We start from the raw sequence: 18,283 nt of genomic DNA on the forward strand, positions 1-18,283 counted from the left end.
TTTTAGAACGGTAATTGAAGATGCGATACTTCTCCATATAAAATGACCGTTTTTTCAGAGACAATAATAATCGCCCTGTTCGGATAATTCGTACAATTTTTCCCTGATAAACAAATATCAGTGGGATATGTCATTAATTCTCTTAATATCTATTTTACGCAGGTCCATGTAATTTTACGGCTTTTTGCAGTGGTCTGGGTTTTGAGATTCAATGACACAGACAATGGTCAGGTATTGGGTTTTTCAACTGTTGTTCGGTGAGATGATTCTCTCCCGAATGCGGTGCCCCAAATAACCGATTTATTATTCAATGAATGAACCCTGTTAACCTATCTTTATACCAGGAAGGTGAATTACCATAAGAATAATTGATATTACCCAACTGGTGTCGATGAATAGGAAAATTCCTAAATGAGATGATTTGAGACGAATTACTAATCTGGGAGCCAAGTTCTGGATCTATTTTGACTTCCTGGTTGAGTATCTCACCGATTATTTTAAATTGCCGTTCAACAGCGGATTGTAACAGGACATCACTTGTATACTGATCAAACGCTTTTCCTGATATAAACGAAAAGATCCTCTCACCTGCTTCAATACTATCAAAGATCAAATTCTGGGTGTTATGCCCGGGCATAGATCAACTCCTTAAATGCCTGCATTGACCTCCGAAAGTATGGATTTCTGATTGCCGATGGTTCAATGACATCAACCGGTATATGGAGCAGTTTTTCCATATCTTCAATAAAGCTGAAGAACTGTTTTGCATGATCACCTTCATCTTATCGAATTCTACCAGGAAATCAAGGTCGCTTTTTGTAGGGTTGAACAGGTCTCCTGTTACAGAGCCAAACAGGGTAAGTGAGATGATATTACGTTTTAAACAAATATCATCAATTTTATCACGATTGTTTAAGATGAGGGTTTTCATTGGTATTCCTCGTGATTTTTATGTTTATGTTCGCTGGCATATTCAGTAGTATGGGAATTTAGATCCTGATAACAGGTATATGGAATGAAGCAATTTAATAACCGGTATATCCGGAAACAGTTTCAGTCATACCCATTCTAATGTCGGCAGATACTCAACTTGATCTTTCCTCGTTCAATTGATGATCCACACAGTATTCCTTTGTGTAAAAAAGTATAATCACATATAAGTTCATTTGAAACATAACGGGAACAGACCGGTGTCATCAATGGGTTATCAAACTTCCATCATGCAGAAGATTCTCCCACTCCCTATTCACCTGGCAAATCTTATTGAGATTTTATTCATCTTTATCATGCTTGGTGCCCTTTATCTCATCAGCACCATTAATTATCTTCTCTTCCACACAATCGTAGAAGGTGCGGGTCTCGCCGTTGTTTTATCAATCTTTATCATCGTCTGGAATACCAGAAGACAGATATCAGGGGCTTTTTTCTTAATTATTGGTATATCATTCATTTTCTTCGGTAGTTTCGATCTCCTCCATACAATAGCATACAAAGGGATGAATATCATCCCAGGGAATGGTGCTGATATACCCACACAACTCTGGATCGCAGCACGTTACTTTCAGAGTATCACCTTCCTTGTCGCAACTCTGTTTATCGGGAGATCTATTACTAGGGATCGAAAATATGATGCTAGTATAATTATTGCGGTATGTGCCATTGCATCTGCCTTCCTCTATGCCAGTATTTTTTCCTGGCATACATTTCCATCCTGTTACATTGATGGTATTGGGCTGACACCGTTCAAAATTGTAAGCGAGTTCATCATCTCGTTTATCCTTATTCTTACGATTATTATTCTGTTCCTGAGACGGGAGCACTTCGATCCAGTCGTCTTGAAACTTCTCATTTTAGCGCAGACATTTCTCATTCTCGGAGAACTGGCTTTCACCTCTTATGTGAGTGTGTACGGGTTCATGAACCTGCTTGGTCACTTCTTTCGATTCATCTCTGTCTATCTGTTTTGCCGGGTATTTATTGTCATCAGCCTGACCCGGCCATATAACCTGATATTTCATGAATTGAAAGAAAAAGAGAATGCCTTGCAGGAGAGTATAGAAGAATTCAGGGCCGTTTTTGACCAGACGTATCATCTGATGGGAGTACTTGATTCTCAGGGAATCCTCAGGGAAATGAACGCGATAGCGGTAAAATACCTCCTTGATGAAAACCTCGACCCGGGATCTGTTCTGGGGAAACCTTTCTGGAACACCCCATGGTGGGTCCACGATCCTGTTCAACAGGATCAATTAAAATGTGCAATCAGACGTGTAGCATCTGGGGAAGTAGTGCGTTTCGAAGCGACCCATCCCTCAGGTAAGGATTTTATAAATATTGATTTCTCGTTAAAACCAGTGAGAGATAGGAATGACACCGTATTTCTTCTCATCGCAGAAGGTTGGGATATTACTGAACGTAAACAGGCTGAGAAATCGTTAAAGGAACTTGACTTTGTCATCAGGCACAGTCCTGCCATTGTCTTTGTCTGGAAAGCAGAAGAGGGATGGCCGGTGCAATATGTATCTGAAAACATCGGTCAGCTTGGGTATACTGTAGAAAATTTCCTTTCTGGCAATATTGTTTTTTCAAATATTATTCACCCTGATGACATTGGCCGCGTTTTTGCTGAAGTAACTCGATATAGTTCAGAAGAGGGACGGGAAGAATTCAACCAGGAATATCGTATCATAAAATCTGACCAGACAATATGTTGGATTGATGATAGAACCTGGATAAGGCGAGATAATGCCGGTCAGATCACACACTACCAGGGGATTATTTTTGACATCACTGAACGAAAGCAGGCTGATGAGGCTGTTCAGGTTGCAGTACAATTAAACCAGTTGATTGATACCATGTCTGCAAGCGAGAGCATGAGTTACACGCTCGATGAAGCAGAACGGCTTACAAACAGTACAATCGGGTTCTTTCATCTAATAAATCCTGATGAACAAACGATCCAGTTGGTTACATGGTCGACAAAAACCCGTAAACATTGTTTTATTCCCAAGGAACCCATTCGGCACTATCCAGTGGAGAAAGCAGGTGTCTGGGTAGACTGTCTCCGTGAACGAAAACCTATCATTCACAATGATTACGCAAACATGCCACATAAAAAAGGGCTGCCTGAAGGTCATGCTCCAGTCCTTCGTGAACTCGTCGTCCCCATACTCGACGCAGACAAGATTGTTGCAATAATGGGTGTGGGAAATAAAGCAACGGATTATCATGAGAAAGATATCGCCGTGCTCACCCTGCTTGCTAAAAACGCGTGGATCCTTATCCAGCGTAAGCATGTGGAAGAAGCTCTCAAAGAAAGCGAAGAGCGGTTTCGAACAATGAGTGAGAGCTCATTGACCGGGGTATATATTTTCATGGATGGTCTCGTGAAATATGCGAATCCTACCTTTGCAAAGATTCTGGGGTATACTCCTGAAGAACTGATCGGAATGGATCCCCTGGATTCCGTCCACCCTGATGATCGTGATATGGTTCGGGGTAGGATGATGGCCCGAGTTGACCATAAGGAAACGATCAGTGTCTATGAATGCCGTCTGATCACCAAAGACCAAAGGACTATCCTCGTCAGTATCATGGGGACATTGATACCGTACCAGGGTCAACAGGCTCTTTCTGGAAACCTGATGGATATCACAGAACGTAAATCAGCCGAGGAAGCCCTGCGGGAGAGTGAAATCAGGTTTAGGGAACTTTTCAACTCCATGAGCAGTGGTGTTGTGGTCTACCGGGCAGTGGATGACGGTGCAAATTTTGTAATTGTTGACGCAAATCCCGCTGCTGAAGCAATTGAAAAAATTTCAAAGCAGGATATGATAGGGAAAAATGTCAGCGAGGTATTTCCTGGTATCTTTGAGTTTGGAATTATGGAAGTGTTCCACAGAGTCTGGCACACAGGAATACCCGAACACCATCCCCTCTCCTTTTATCAGGATAATCGTGTTTCCAGTTGGCGGGAGAATTATATTTACATGCTTCCTTCAGGGGAAGTCGTTGCCATATATGATGATGTAACCGCCCGCAAGCGGGCAGAAGATGCACTTATTGAGAGCGAGCAGAAGTTCCGTGATATCTTCAACAATACTTCAGATGCGATACATATTCATGAAATCAAGGAAGATGGGACACTAGGACGATTCACTGAGATTAACGACGTCACCTCAAGGATATTAGGATATACCAGGGATGAATTGCTCGCAATGGCACCGTCTGATATCACAACAGATTACCATTCTCCACCCCTTGAAAAAATCAATGAAACACAACAAACCACCGGAACTGCAAGGTTTGAGACTGAATACCGGAGAAAAGATGGTTCAATCGTACCGGTTGAAGTCAACACCCATGTTGTTACCATTCAGGGAACCAAAGTCATGCTCGGAGTTGTCCGGGACATCACAGAGCGGAAATTTGCAGAAAAGGCCTTACAACAGGCTAATAAAAAACTAAATCTGCTCTCCAGTATCACCAGACATGACATCAATAACCAGATTCAGGTCCTGCTATTTCTTTTGGAGTTCGCTAAAGATGCTATTAATGATTCAACCAAACAATTGGAAGTAATTGAGAAAGAGAAAGGTATCGTTGATAATATCTATAATCAGATCAGTTTTACAAAAGATTATGAAGATTTAGGTGTAGTGGCTCCAAACTGGCAAAAGGTCGCTCCTATCATAAAAAATTGTTCCATACTGCTTCACCATGAAACTGTTCAGATATTTTTCGAAGAATCACATCTGGAGATATTCGCAGATCCACTGCTCCAGAAGGTGTTTTATAATCTTTTTGATAATGCAATGCGATACGGAGGTGAAAAAATGACATCAATCCGTGTTTCAAGCCATGAAGAGAATGATTCCCTGATCATTGTGGTAGAAGATGATGGGGAGGGGGTCAGTATAGAGGATAAGGAAAAATTATTCTCAAAAGGATTTGGAAAACATACTGGTCTCGGTCTTTTTCTCTCCCGCGAAATTCTCTCTATTACCGGAATTACTATCATTGAAAATGGGGTGCCAGGAGTAGGAGCACGGTTTGATATCCTTGTACCTCATGGAGAATACCGCTATTGTAGCAACGATGGATGAAAATTTTCAAGGTTAGGCTATTACAGTCATATGATCGTAACAGGATCACATGTAATACGAATATCAAGGTCTCGTTTGATTGACATTATTTCGTTTACACTCATCTATCAATTCTTTATCTCCGAGGAATGGGCTAAATCCCTTATAGTCATCCCCCGGTTCATCGTTGTCTTCAGTCTGGTATACGGCATATCTCCTGCTTTGAAATGACCCTTCTTTCTGGTATCGTCACAAATCCAGAGATCATGGATTTGCTCATCCTGTAGGGTACGTGTTCTTTCACCTCCACGTGTATTCAGCAGGTTAACCGGATACCGGGAAAGATAAGAGGGATAGTGATATCAAAAGGGCATTATGAATCAGAGTCTTCCTGCTGAATATTTCCAGTTATTCAGAAATGATTTCCTCCTGCTCTCTCGCGATTCTGATGATGGTATCATTGTGGTCGCATTCGCGACCAGATACCCTTTACTCACCCCTGCATCCTCTGACCGAGGTTCCACTGTAGGGCTCCTGACAACACCCGTTAATATCAATAAATTTCTCACGTGACATAGACAGCTCTCCTCTCTTTTCAAAATACCCGCCTTCCATCAATTCATTGATACTACCGTCCAGGAGATACTCTGAACAATAGAGGGTATTACCCGTCTTTTTCTCTCCCGCTCCTTCTGTCTTGATGATCAGGGGAACATCCCGTTCTTCACCGACATTAATGGTCGGAATATGGGCCGTTCCTCCTTTGTAAGAATACTTGCCATCCTTACTGATGAACCTGATCGTTACATACCCGTCTTCAAGTGCCCGCTCACCGGTATTTTTTACCCTGATCATCACATATGCCGGGTCTCCCCCATGAATCGAACTGCTTAGTGGTCTGAATGCGACCTGCTCAATGACTGGGACTGTTTCGGTGGTATTTGCTCCCCCTTTGAGTGTAGCGGGATCCAGATCACCAGCTGTAATCGTGATTCCTCCTACCATCTCTTCAGGGATGGTAGGGATTGGGGTAATTGTTTCCTGAGATTCCAGAGAAACATTGCCTGATTCGTTCAGACACGCTACCGGTTCGAATGCGACTGTCACGATCCCCCGGTTGTCAGATCCGTCATTATAAGCCCAGGTAGTGGGATTTGAATCAGCTACCGAATAAGTTCCGGGTTTCAGTTCATCCCCGGGATTTGAGACCCAGTATACATTCTGTTCGTTCTTTGTCCCGTTTTTTCCAAATGTCCCCCAGGGGCCATACTGGGTTCCGTCCTCATGGAATAAACTTATCTTCCCTGGATTATCCCCTTTCCCGTAATTCCAGTGATTTGTGGTGATCGAGAGGATCTTCACACACGAGTTAAAAGTTACCAGGGTCGGTTTATCAGGGGTGTTAAACAGTTTATCTGTGTTTTCGTTGGTCCAGATCTGCTCCTGGCTGCTCACTGCACCAACCCCCAGAGGGATCATGAGCATCATCAGGAGGAGACATGTCTGATATGAAATATGCATAGCCACTCAGGGTTGTGAAAGTATTTAGTACTATTATCTGACTTCTCCACCTTCTCCCGGGTATCTGATTGAAGTATGTGGTCAAGGTTGAAATTTCCTGAATCACACTGGGGTTGATTACCGGATGATTCCCCTGACCGGTGAATGACGATCGATCTCAATACCTATCTCTCATCGGGTCAAACGGGTGTACAGAGTCTGTCACCATGAAGATCCCATATTATATTGTCGATGTCTTTGCAAAGAAACGGTTTACCGGCAATCAACTGGCTGTCGTTCTTGCTCCTTCTCAGGTAACATCAGAACAAATGCAGGAGATAGCCAGGGAGATGCATTTTTCAGAGACTACATTCGTTGGTCCTGCAGCTGCATTGGATAACACCTATCCGGTACGGATCTTCACCCCTGAGCATGAGGTCCCGTTTGCCGGACACCCGGTTCTGGGAACCGCGTTTGTTATCAGGGAGATGATCATGAAACACCCGGAGAACGAGATTATCCTTGATCTACAGGTTGGACTGGTTCCGGTCTCCTACTGCCTGGAGATTGGAAAACCTTCTGTTTTCTGGATGAGACAGCCAGAGCCGACCTTTGGAAAAACATTTGAACCTGCTGAGGTGGCACAGGCCCTTTCACTGCCTGAATCAACACTAGATACCAGGTTTCCAATTCAGGAGGTCTCCATCGGACTGCCGTTTATCTTAATTCCGGTGAAGTCACGAGAAGCAGTGAAAGCTGCACGGATCAATATGGATATTTATGAGAACCTTATCTCCAGGTCAGAAGCAAAAGCACTGTATTTCTTCTGCAATGAGCCATACGATCCCGAAAATACTCTGAATGCACGGATGTTCGGACCATATTACGGGCTTGCCGAAGATCCGGCAACCGGCAGTGCAGGAGGATGCCTGATGGCGTATCTGCATAGATACCGGTATATTTCTGAACTCCCCCCGGTTGTTATGATTGAACAGGGCCATGAGATCAACCGTCCATCCCTGATTTATGGAAAAGTGGAAGAGAATGAGGGAAAGATCACCGTTGAGATCGGAGGTTCGGTCTTCCTGGTTGCAAAAGGAGAACTGGTGGTGTAATCTGGTATCAGGCAATGCCGATACAGATCTCAACCTCCCCGTCTTCCTGGTTGGCTGCCTTCTCGCCGTATATCTCAAAATCAGTATGATATGCCCGTCTTGCATCAACTTCAGGTGTCCAGATCTCCTCCCATGTCTGGGCCACTGCATCAGGTAATCTTCCTCTCGCGGTAAATACCTCGTATGAGGCCGGAGCGATGGTAATTCCTGTCAGTCCCGGAGGAATTTCTGTGAGGTCACGTACCTGGTATCCCAGGATATAGGTGTATGGCTTTGTATGATCTCCCTCGTATGTGGTGTAGATCGCATAGATGTCCGAACTGATTTTGTTCGGTACCTGTGCAATCAGGTTCTCCTGAAACAGGCGTTGCCACATCCGGGGTAGTGTGATCAGTACTTCCTGATTTGATGTCCGGGTCTCTATGCCGATGATATACATGGGGTCGGTAATAATTCGGTGACTGGTCATCATTGCATTAACCGGTGAACTGGATGAGCATATATGAATAGTGATCAGTGACTCGATGGATACGGTTTTTTGAGATCAGTCCCTGTGAGACTTATTCGGATAAATACTCGGATACTGGGTATTTTTATATCTCAATTTATATCTCAATATATTTCGAGTATAGGTATGAGTCCGATTCGATATTAATAGCACGAAGCAGATCAGCTGAACATCATTCATTAAGCGGTCTTTGATGTATTACAGTTGTCAACCAGTCAAAACAAGTGTAATCAAAATCAGGATTCGTACCTGCATTGATATGGTTTCAATCCTGGAATAATCCATTAGTGCCAGACAAAGAGGGTTTTGGGAATTAATGTATCTTCATACGCGGTTATGTATCAGGAAGACCGAGGTAAAACTCAGCGATCGCCTTTCCGAGAGCATCTGGCTCATCTTCAGGTAAAAAATGCTTGCCCTTGCCAATGAACCGCGTCACGAGGTTTGGAATAGATGTTCTGGCTGATTCGGCTGTCTTCTTTGATACAACCATCCCAGGCTCTCCATAGATGAGTAACTTTGGGATTTTACTTTTTGACAGTTTTTCAGAATACCGGTTTATGAGATCGACAAGATCACCCGGATGATCGCTGGTTTGTTTAATTGCTCTAGGCCCGACTCCTTCAAACCAAACCTTTCTCCTGACTTCTCCATCCCTGAATGGTTCCTGATAGATTGATATCTCGTCTTGTGTGAGTTTTCTCAAGGTTGCGGTATTCATCATCTGTTCAACCATATGCAAGCCATCATCAAGGATCATATGTCTTGATATTCTCTGGTTTTTCATAAGCCATAACGAAAACCGGTTGAACAGTGGCAGGTTTTTGTATGCAATATTCATCGGCTGGAAAAAACCTTCGAAGATTACCAGACTCCGTATCTTTTCTTTATGATTCATGGCATAGTTCAAACCAACTATCAGACCCAGATCCATCCCTACGATGGTGAGATTATCAAGGTCCAATGCTGCGATGAACTCCTCAAGAAACCGGGTATATGTAGGAAGGTCATAGGTGATGTCCAGGGGTTTGTCTGATCTACCAAAACCAATCATATCAACAGCAATAGTTCTGGCATGAGGAGAAAGATGAGGAATGACTTTTCTCCAGATATACGAGTGTGTTGGAATTCCATGTAACAGAAGGATGGGTGGATCATGTGTTCCAGATTCTATATAGTGAATCATTGCTCCACCTACAGAAATATACCTGGATTTAAACTGACCATCCGGGAAATTATTTTCTGAATCCCTCATCATCACTCACATAATGTCATATAAATCTGGTATGTATTGATACTTTGTTAATGTAGCAATAAACCTGCATTCTTGATTTGTTAGTTGCAATTCAGATGGTATCAGCGTTGATCCGTACATCAAAATTATAAACCCGGAAATTTCATATCTCATCGAAAAATCAATTATAATTGAAATACTTTTTATTGGATGAGAATATTTTATCGGAGGATTAACTACCCTCTTTCGTCAGATTGCAGAGCACGGAGAAGTTATCGGTCTCATCTACAAGAAGGACTAGTTCCATTTGATCGGGTGAGAGAAGATATCCGTAGTCCTGTCCGGTTCCATATTCGGCAATATGAAGTGTCTTCATATCATGGGCTACAACACCAGAAAATGGATATTCTCTGGTCGGGTCTAACCCTGATACGATGAGGGTTCCGTTAAAGATCCTGCCTTCCTGCTGTCCGATGTTGAGGATATACTGATAATCGCCGGCATGGAAATAACCGGGTTCTGAATGAAATCCTTCTGAAGTGCAGGTCCAGTTCCCAACCAGGTTGGGAATTAAAGATTCATCAGCCATTACCCCCATGATTCCGACTCCGATTACAATCAGAAGAACCAGTATACCACTGTTTTGCATCATAGAAGATAATAGACGATCTCTGACATAATAATGTCGAAATTCACTCATCATCCAAGAGTCAGGTCATCCGTACTGTCCGTACATCTGGTCCAAATTGATCAGGAAACGTGAATGCAGCCCTGTATCATTCACATATTCCCGGAATAATACATGTTCAAAGATTCAGATGGTTCTGTTTGGACTCATAAAAAATGCGGTATAGATCCTGTATGAGCATGTGTATTTGAAAATGCCAAGCGAAAAGAAAATACTGATACATCATTCAAAATCAACGATATCGTGGCCTCACTATTTCTGTCGAATCCAATCTGTTTTTCAGGTATGAATTAATCCATTATCCCTGGGCTTCACTCCGTTGCATGTCGGATCGTGTTTTCTCATGAGAGAGCAATACATCAGGGTATATGAGTTCATCTCCGGGTGTGAAGATTCGTGCCTGTTTGGATCTGATCAGGATGGACCTTGCAGTAGGGGCAGGACTGTTTCTCATATCCGGTGAGATCATTGCTACCGGAGAACTGCTTCCTATTCCCGGGATGATACTCGGTTTCCTGACCTTATTTTTTATATCAGGATCTGCCAATATATCGAATGATTACTTTGATCGAGAGGTAGATCAAATCAATCTCTCAACCCGTCCGCTTCCTTCCGGTCGGATATCAATCAGAGAACTATGGGCCTTATTCTCTCTGTTTACAATTCTCGGATTTATTACGGCTGCGTTGTTAGGCACATTGGTTTTGTTGATTGTATTCGTGCTCTGGGGTGTAGCACTCCTCTACAATGTTAAACTTAAGGAGTCAGGGTTTTTTGGCAATCTGTCTGTGGCATTTTGCCTTGGAATGATCTTTATTCTTGGAGGAATTCTCGCTGACACCCTGAATGGGGCCCTGATTGCCTTTGCACTCCTGGCTTTTTTCTTTGATCTGGGTGAGGAGATCGCCTGTGATGCCCTGGACATGGCCGGTGATGAGGTGAGATCCACGAGGAGTATTGCCAAACAGATGGGAACAGACCGGGCAATGATGGTGTCAGGGGGAATGTTTGGGATTTTTATTCTGATTTCGTTCGTGCCGTTTCTGATGAGTTGGTTTACGTTCGATTATCTGTTGTTTGCATTGGTGTTAGATCTCTGGGTTATCCGGTGTGTCCAGAAACTTATGGGAAGTCAGAGTATTGCAGATAGCCGGGAACAGGTCCGGTCTTTGTATCTCAGTTGGGGATTATTTGTGTTCGTGTTTGCATTCAGCAGATTGGTAATCTGAAGGATGTATAGAATGACCGGGGAATCTGTTATCTTTTATTTAGGGGTGTATTGAAGACCTGGGCGTGTTCTTATTAAGCGATGATTGTAAACTTAATTTGAACTGATAGAAGAAATATACAATGCGGATCTCTTACTGGAGGGACCTTCACAAGAGGTGGTCTTCCTGATTGGCGTGATGTGGTTCATATCACCAGCAAACGCTGCACATGTCGTATTATACATGTTTTGGAATCATCCAGGACATGTGTTTCATTCAATGAACCGAATATACAGACATTTTATGAGAAAGAGAGTGGAGATTTATTTTTTTATATTGTACTGTGCTCATTGTTCGTCCCTTCCTTTACCGGGATCCCTGGAGGGATGCTGCATCGTTCAGGTGATACCGAAGTGTTTTTCCGGTCCGCTCAACCGTGATAACTCCTCCCCTGAGAAGACGTGAGAGATGCCACCCTGCTGCCTGTGCTGAAATTTCAAGCCTGCATCCGATCTCAAGACGGGTAAGACCCTGTTTTTTACAGAGCATAGCAACAATCTCCTTGCAGGCAGGAGATGCAGCCGCATTCATCATCTGTTTTTCTTCGTGAGAATAACCCAACTGATAATACCTGCAAAACCCATCATCCTGTTCTTTTGATATCTTCCCGTATCTGGTAAGCTGATCCAGGTGATGCCTGACGGTTCCGAGTTCCATCCCGAGACCTGATGCAATTCCCCGAAGATGAATTCCCGGATGGGTTTTAATAAAGTCATAGATCTCTTTGCGTGGGGGAGAGTCAAAGAGGGTGTTCTGGTCAATCCGTCGGTATCCGAGGGCAAGGATCGCCTTGAGGAGGAGAAAAAATGGATTGAAAATCACTATCTGCGATAATAACAGCCATAATGGAAGTTCAATCAGATCGACCCGCGAAGGATAGGTTGACTGACCGTCAGGGAGATCATCATACGCACTGCTAACCTGATATCTGGTTGCCATAACCTGGGCCGGAAGACAGATCAAAAAAAGAAGCAGTATCAATACAATTCTCATTCTCATTTCCTCCATGTTTCAATCTGAAATGGAATCGGATTCTGCAGTTGATCGCCATGAACCCGGTAATACCATCTTCCGGGATCAAGACCTTCAGGAGAATCGATCTTCAGGAAAATGGTTTGATCTTCCTTCCCGTCAGTATCATCATGGTACGGACCATACTCTCCGTCAGGTGTATAAATTGACAGGTTCAGGGCAGAGGGCTGATTCCAGGATACTCGCACATACTGCTCTGTCTGACCTTTTGTAATCTGATCAGAAAAATACCGTTCTTCACCAGGATTCAGTACCTGCAGAACACCGGGTTTATTTGGATCTGCCATCTCCGAATTGTTGTATATCTTTACGATCACAATACTTTCCGTACCCTTTCCTATCGCTTCGGCAATACCGTATGTGATAACCTCACCAGATGTAGTGATATCAGAAGAACCGGTTTTCGTAACCGATATATACGATCCTGGTGTTTCGTCCTGTGGAGACCAGCTTTTTGGCCCATCTGTGGTTGTTACCGTCACCGTCATCGGTTCTGCAAGAGCAAGGGGAATGACGAGCAGGATGAGGATAAATACAAGAACTGCCTTTATTACATCACTGCGTGTCATACAATACGGGTTATCCGGGATACTATTGAAGGGTTGTGGCACAATTCTTTTCTTAATTATTCCGGGGTTATACAAAGTGGTAATCACGTTCAGGATGAATTCTTTTTGATTCCGGTTCCAACAACCTTTCCTGATTCGTTGTCATAGATCGTCATCATGCCTGATTCATTCATTTCTACGCGAAATTTTAAATTAGACTCAGTTTTTTTCTTTTCAAATTCGGCTGGACTAAGTGTTTCAAGAATTTCGTCAGTATCAACATTTTTAATGATATAATTGGTTCCATCAAACTCGGTTGATATTGTTGCAGAATATGCCTGTTCAGTCTTGTTGAGGTCAGATTCCCCGGAAACTACAATTCCAGATACCGGGAAAATACTGAGTGAAATACAGATTAAAACAGCAAATATTGCTGTAATTCCAATACTGATGTTAGTTTTCATAATAATCAGGGGGTGAATAGTTTGAGTTTCATCCCCATGAATAAGGTCTGTATGATATAGTATCCTGATTCCGGCACATCTCTTTTCTGGAGAATGGGGTTGCCTTACGATGAGAATGAATGAGATGGAATTGTTCGCATTTCAGGAAAAAAGTCAAAATACACGCAGATATAACTAAAAACCTGGGGAGGGAAATTCAATATTATATCTTCAGAAGGAGAGAATCAGGCCCGGTGGGATAGATTTCTGGGAGAAAGGATAGGAACTTGTTGCAGAGGAATATGCCTGAACCTGGCATATGTCATCCTGCAGACGTTCCCATCCCTCGTGGGGTTGTAAGAACGGAGATAGACTAGTAGTATGTTTTGTATTCGGTTCCGAAATTTCCACGGTTTACCGAATCAGAAATTGTGATTGTATCAACCATTCCTGATTTGTAACCAGTGTTCAGGGGCTGGTCATAAAATGACATCATCTCCGAGGCTCCAGGGCTGACAACCACACTGGTGACAGGATCATAATACGTTACTCTGCCAGATGAGTCTGGTCCGGTAATCCGGTACTTTGCTTCTAGGGCTGGTCTTCTCATCTGAAATTCGCGTTCCGGCATGGTTAATATTACTTTCCCGGTAACATCGTTTTTAACTCTGTAAAACGAACCATCAAAGGTGGTTGTTGTGGTTATTGGATCAGAATAACTTGTCCCGGTAATTGTGGTGACCCCGTTTATCGTATTTCCGACAACAGGGAAGATACAGAGACAGAAACTGATCATAACGATGCAGATTGTTATTATTCCAAATCGTTTGTATGTTTTCATAATAATCAGGGGTAGAACGGGTTTTCCGGATTCATCCCCAATATCAAAGTCTACATGGAATAGTATCCTGATTCCGGCACATCTCTTTTCGTATGATCTCTTTTGATTAGGAGAAGAAAATCCGGTTATAACCTGGTTTTTCATGTTTAGAGTGAGATGTTATTGGGCACCGATCTCAAGTCTGGCCAGATTGAAGCATTTTAGTTTTCATGACGATGATTTGTATTCCATATAAAAGCCAGTTGAGGATATATCAGAGCATTATCATGCAGTATGATAGCATATTCTTCACTTCAAGTCAGGAAATATGTATACGGCATTATTAACCCGGTCGGTCTTTGAAGAGTATCGATGAATGAGGTTTTTTTAGAAAAATGGCGTTCTCTGGCTAATATTCTTATTCCGGCTGATAGCCTGTTTCTGTTATCTGTACCTATTGTTCACAAGATACCAAATATTGTCAAATCCTGAGATGAAACAAGAGTGCTGATGATAATCCTCCGGTCCTTAAAAGAGAGAACGTACCTTTTCATGATATTGACTATCTCACCACATCAAACCAGATAGCCGGACACCGGAATGATCCTCTAACCGATATAGAAAAGGGGTAATGGAAAACCGTCTTCAGGATCTTTTTATACACGGGATGTAGTAATCAAGAATGATCTCCCCGTTTTCGTCCGGTTGTGTAAATCTTGGGCAATTATATACTTCCATACACCATGTGGCATGTTCACAGGAGTATCCAATCTCATCAACTGCCTTTTCTACAAGACTGTGTGCAGCAAAACTGATCTCTGGAACTGTAGATCCCTGTACCCACCCGATAGCAACAGTTGTTGGTTCAATATTCCTTGATACAAACCTGTCATCCATGACTGATATGTCTGAATTCATCAGCATCCCGCATATATAGGTAAATGTCCCGTTTTCGAAAGAAAAATCTGACATCCATCCCACATAGGCATCGTCGAACAGGGCATCTCTGTAATCCATGAGATGATCAAATGTATTATCAGAAAAACATGTCTCCCAGAGGTTAGGTATAGGGTTTATTTCTGGGCTATTTGGCATTTTAACGGTAATCTTTTTGCCAACAATAAATACTTCCGGAAGTTGACAGACCTCAGTTTTTACAATTTTTGCCATTTTGATATCCTGAAAATAAATAATTATTTCCTGTTTTTGTCAATCTGTCTGCATATCACCATAGATCTGTGATATGCATTTCGAGAGGTTTGGTAAGTAGTTCTCCTCATTATCAATGCTTAATGACTATAAAATCATCCTTTTTTCCAGGTAAAGAATAATTTTTGAAAAGATCTGAATAATTGTCAGGTATTGTGATCAGTGCAATCAAGGCTTCTGTAGATTAGTATGGTCCTGAACATCAAATTTCCGGGTACAGGCAATATACTCTGCAACCAGGTAAAAATTGTTTATATCATCGTTATCCAGGCCGCGAAATGCGAATAGTTCATCCCAAAGGAGACTGCTCCCTTCGACCAGATAGTAAGCTGTTACAAGATCGATACCAACGATGATGTTATTTCCAGCAAACACATCATCCTGGTTTTCATAAAGGTAGGTTCCAAGTCCTGTATTTTCAATCAAAAAGACCCTTGGAGTAGGCATCTTACCGTCAGGTAATTTTGCGGCATGACATTCATTTTGGATTATATTGTCTATAACAACCTGTTTTTTTGCATCTTCTCTAAGTTCAGTTATTGGATATTTTTGGACTAGATACGTGAGTATTTCTTGCCCTGTTTTTTTGTTTGGAACCAGCGTGGCCCGGTGTTTATTGAACGTGTCCTTCCATTCATTTATCATTTCGGGTGACGGCTCTTGCATCAGCATACGTACTTCGTATATCACACGGTATGAATAAAATAATCTTTCATTTATTGATGGATTCAATACGAATGAAAATGAGAAAATCCGTTATTTAGTGTCGGTAGAGGTATTAAACCGGTAATTTCCAGAGGGAACGAAAATGGTAAACTGTGCTCCTTCTCCATATGTTCCGGTTTCACGAATGGTAATATTTGTTATTGCAAGGATCTCTCGTACCAGGAATAATCCGAGTTGATATCTGTCTTTACCCATGTAGTTGAAAAGATAGGGACGGATTTCATCTGAAATCCCGATTCCATTATCCTCAAATATAATCTCAACTCCTTTGTCGTTCTTAGTATATCTACATGAAAACCGCGTTGCTTTTTTGCTATGACGCAGGATATTATCACCGAGAGTAAAAAACACCTTCTCAAGGAGAGGATCTGCAAATATCTCCAGATTATCCAGATGTGTATCTCTCTCAAATGAAGTGAGACTTGTGTGTGAGATCCCAAATAACAATGATTGCATCACATTTTGCCATAATGGAGGTTTTTGTCCGAGATTTTGATAGTCTTTGGAATTTGTCAGGAGATATTTTATATCAGTCACTAATCGCTCCTGTGTCCGAATCATGGAGTTATTATCAGGAACCTTGATAAAATCCGTCATTAATTCGATACAACCATATAGTGAAAAGAGTTTATTTTGAATTTCTGAAAAAATGATAGAATTTAAGAAATCTAATTTATTTCTTGCAAGTTTTAAAGCATCATCAGTACATTTCCGATCTGTGATGTCTTCCGAAATTCCAAGAAGAAATACAGGATTATTCTCTTCATCAAAGATAGGTATCTTCTTGGTTGAAAGAAAAAGTTCAGTTCCATCTTTTGTATGAACTATTTCTTCAGGTATCACATGAATTAACCCTGATTGAATTACTTCCTTATCTTTTCCGGAAAAAAAATCAGCCTCCTCTTTCTTGAAATAATCTCTATCATTATGACCATATAACTCAGATTGAGAAAACCCCAGGACCTTTTCAAAGGCTTTATTTATTCGAAAATATGTACCGTTTTTTACATCTTTGACAAATACCAGATCCGGTATATTATCGATGAGTGTTGTTAGAAATTTTTCATTTTCTGCAAGAGCGTTAGCCCTATTATTACTGATTTCAACTTCATTTTGGAGTTCGCTGGTCTTCTGGGATACCTTACGCTGAAGAAGATAATTCCATCCCATCAGTGCCATTATAAGAAGGATTGCGATGCCTAAAAATGTAAAAAATTGAGAGATGTTTTCTTGCGAGATAGATGTAGTTCCATACCATTTCTTTTCAATCTCCTTAATTTCGGCTTGAGATATTTTGCTAAACCCATCATCTATCGTGTGTAATAATACAGTATTTCCCTTTTTCACCGCCCGATGAAATTCACCTGTATAAATCGGGTCTGTCTGTTTGTATTTATCAATCAGGCCATATTTATATAAGAAATATACTGAAGGAGGCTTGTCGACGCAAAAAACCATGAGTTTACCATCAGCAGCTGCTTTTATGATGTCTTCATAATTTGGATACTCCTCAATTTGATCAATTCCTGCCTCTTGGAATACTGAAATGACATTATCCCCTGATTTCACTCCGATAACGTATCCCCTTGCAGTAGAAAGTCCGGAAAGACCAGAAATATTTCTATTATAAAAGATAGGCACATCGATCTCGGCATACGGGGACGAAAAATCGTAATATTTCGCTCTTTCGTTGCTAAAAAATAATGTGTCGATTACATCAAACTCACCATTCAGCATCCTGGTTTGAGCATCTGCCCAGTTTAATCCGGTAATATTAACCTTGATCCCGGTTTTTTCTTCCCATAATTTCCATTCGTCTATTGATATTCCCTGGAGTATTTCCTTTGGGCCCAGAAAAGAGTAGGGAGGATAATTATTGTCAATTACGACTGTCAGGGTTTTATTGATACCTTGCTGTTGTGGGATATAGGTCGCACAGCTGATACCTGTACATAAAATGAGCGTCGCTATTGCCAGAAGCAGGATGGTCGTGAGGCTTTTTCTGTTCATAACTGTTGAATGGTATTGTTCAGAGCATTGGTTTGAATTGATAAGATAGATTAGTTGGCAGGAACTGAATCGAATTTCATTGAATAAAACATGATCAA

The 18,283-nt window shown here is 41.8% G+C and carries 15 protein-coding genes and 1 pseudogene; 3 read left to right on the forward strand and 13 right to left on the reverse strand.

Going from position 1 to position 18,283, the window contains the following annotated elements; genetic code table 11:
* Positions 1 to 307: 307 nt before the first annotated feature.
* The gene (locus DK846_RS00500) at positions 308 to 637 is read right to left on the reverse strand and encodes a HepT-like ribonuclease domain-containing protein (RefSeq protein WP_109966967.1); all 330 of its coding nucleotides are present in this window, start codon (positions 635 to 637) and stop codon (positions 308 to 310) included.
* Positions 638 to 829: 192 nt separating this feature from the next.
* Positions 830 to 931 (reverse strand): annotated as a pseudogene (locus DK846_RS18250) (hypothetical protein); the annotation flags it as partial.
* Between the two features lie 289 nt (positions 932 to 1,220).
* Between DK846_RS18250 and DK846_RS00510 the strand changes: the two are divergent.
* Complete coding sequence (locus tag DK846_RS00510; protein ID WP_181391556.1) at positions 1,221 to 5,105, forward strand: MASE3 domain-containing protein; 3,885 nt, start codon at positions 1,221 to 1,223, stop codon at positions 5,103 to 5,105.
* Positions 5,106 to 5,573: 468 nt separating this feature from the next.
* Here DK846_RS00510 and DK846_RS00515 read toward each other — a convergent pair whose 3' ends face one another.
* Entirely contained in the window at positions 5,574 to 6,605 is a 1,032-nt protein-coding gene (locus tag DK846_RS00515; protein ID WP_109966970.1) for a hypothetical protein, read from the reverse strand.
* Positions 6,606 to 6,745: 140 nt separating this feature from the next.
* Here DK846_RS00515 and DK846_RS00520 point away from each other — a divergent pair, with 140 nt between their 5' ends.
* A complete protein-coding gene (locus DK846_RS00520; RefSeq protein ID WP_146201083.1) occupies positions 6,746 to 7,699 on the forward strand; it encodes a PhzF family phenazine biosynthesis protein in 954 nt (317 codons plus the stop codon).
* 7 nt (positions 7,700 to 7,706) lie between these two features.
* On the opposite strand, the gene DK846_RS00525 is transcribed toward DK846_RS00520, so the two are convergent.
* The 3 genes from DK846_RS00525 to DK846_RS00535 form a co-directional block, all read right to left on the reverse strand.
* Positions 7,707 to 8,171: a GyrI-like domain-containing protein gene (locus tag DK846_RS00525; protein ID WP_109966972.1), complete on the reverse strand. Its 465-nt coding sequence runs from the start codon at positions 8,169 to 8,171 to the stop codon at positions 7,707 to 7,709.
* Positions 8,172 to 8,541: 370 nt separating this feature from the next.
* Positions 8,542 to 9,465, reverse strand: a complete 924-nt coding sequence (locus tag DK846_RS00530) for a haloalkane dehalogenase (RefSeq protein WP_109966973.1) — start codon at positions 9,463 to 9,465, stop codon at positions 8,542 to 8,544.
* A 208-nt stretch (positions 9,466 to 9,673) separates the two neighbouring features.
* A complete protein-coding gene (locus tag DK846_RS00535; RefSeq protein WP_109966974.1) occupies positions 9,674 to 10,093 on the reverse strand; it encodes a hypothetical protein in 420 nt (139 codons plus the stop codon).
* Between the two features lie 404 nt (positions 10,094 to 10,497).
* Here DK846_RS00535 and DK846_RS00540 point away from each other — a divergent pair, with 404 nt between their 5' ends.
* A complete protein-coding gene (locus tag DK846_RS00540; protein WP_109966975.1) occupies positions 10,498 to 11,358 on the forward strand; it encodes a UbiA family prenyltransferase in 861 nt (286 codons plus the stop codon).
* A gap of 345 nt (positions 11,359 to 11,703) precedes the next feature.
* Here the strand turns inward: DK846_RS00540 and DK846_RS00545 are convergent, their stop codons facing one another.
* From DK846_RS00545 to DK846_RS00575, 7 genes are all read right to left on the reverse strand, one after another.
* Positions 11,704 to 12,390 carry a winged helix-turn-helix transcriptional regulator gene (locus DK846_RS00545; protein WP_181391558.1) on the reverse strand — a complete coding sequence of 229 codons (687 nt, stop codon included), beginning with the start codon at positions 12,388 to 12,390 and terminating at the stop codon, positions 11,704 to 11,706.
* 2 nt (positions 12,391 to 12,392) lie between these two features.
* Positions 12,393 to 12,998 (reverse strand): hypothetical protein, encoded by a 606-nt coding sequence (locus DK846_RS00550; protein WP_109966977.1) that lies wholly within the window; start codon positions 12,996 to 12,998, stop codon positions 12,393 to 12,395.
* Between the two features lie 89 nt (positions 12,999 to 13,087).
* Positions 13,088 to 13,441 carry a hypothetical protein gene (locus DK846_RS00555; protein ID WP_109966978.1) on the reverse strand — a complete coding sequence of 118 codons (354 nt, stop codon included), beginning with the start codon at positions 13,439 to 13,441 and terminating at the stop codon, positions 13,088 to 13,090.
* Positions 13,442 to 13,793: 352 nt separating this feature from the next.
* Positions 13,794 to 14,405 (reverse strand): hypothetical protein, encoded by a 612-nt coding sequence (locus DK846_RS00560; RefSeq protein WP_109966979.1) that lies wholly within the window; start codon positions 14,403 to 14,405, stop codon positions 13,794 to 13,796.
* Between the two features lie 480 nt (positions 14,406 to 14,885).
* Positions 14,886 to 15,410, reverse strand: a complete 525-nt coding sequence (locus DK846_RS00565; protein ID WP_109966980.1) for a GyrI-like domain-containing protein — start codon at positions 15,408 to 15,410, stop codon at positions 14,886 to 14,888.
* Positions 15,411 to 15,617: 207 nt separating this feature from the next.
* A complete protein-coding gene (locus tag DK846_RS00570; RefSeq protein WP_109966981.1) occupies positions 15,618 to 16,121 on the reverse strand; it encodes a hypothetical protein in 504 nt (167 codons plus the stop codon).
* An 84-nt stretch (positions 16,122 to 16,205) separates the two neighbouring features.
* A complete protein-coding gene (locus DK846_RS00575) occupies positions 16,206 to 18,185 on the reverse strand; it encodes a transporter substrate-binding domain-containing protein (RefSeq protein WP_109966982.1) in 1,980 nt (659 codons plus the stop codon).
* Positions 18,186 to 18,283 lie beyond the last annotated feature (98 nt).

The sequence above is a fragment of the Methanospirillum lacunae genome (assembly GCF_003173355.1).
Lineage (GTDB): Archaea > Halobacteriota > Methanomicrobia > Methanomicrobiales > Methanospirillaceae > Methanospirillum > Methanospirillum lacunae.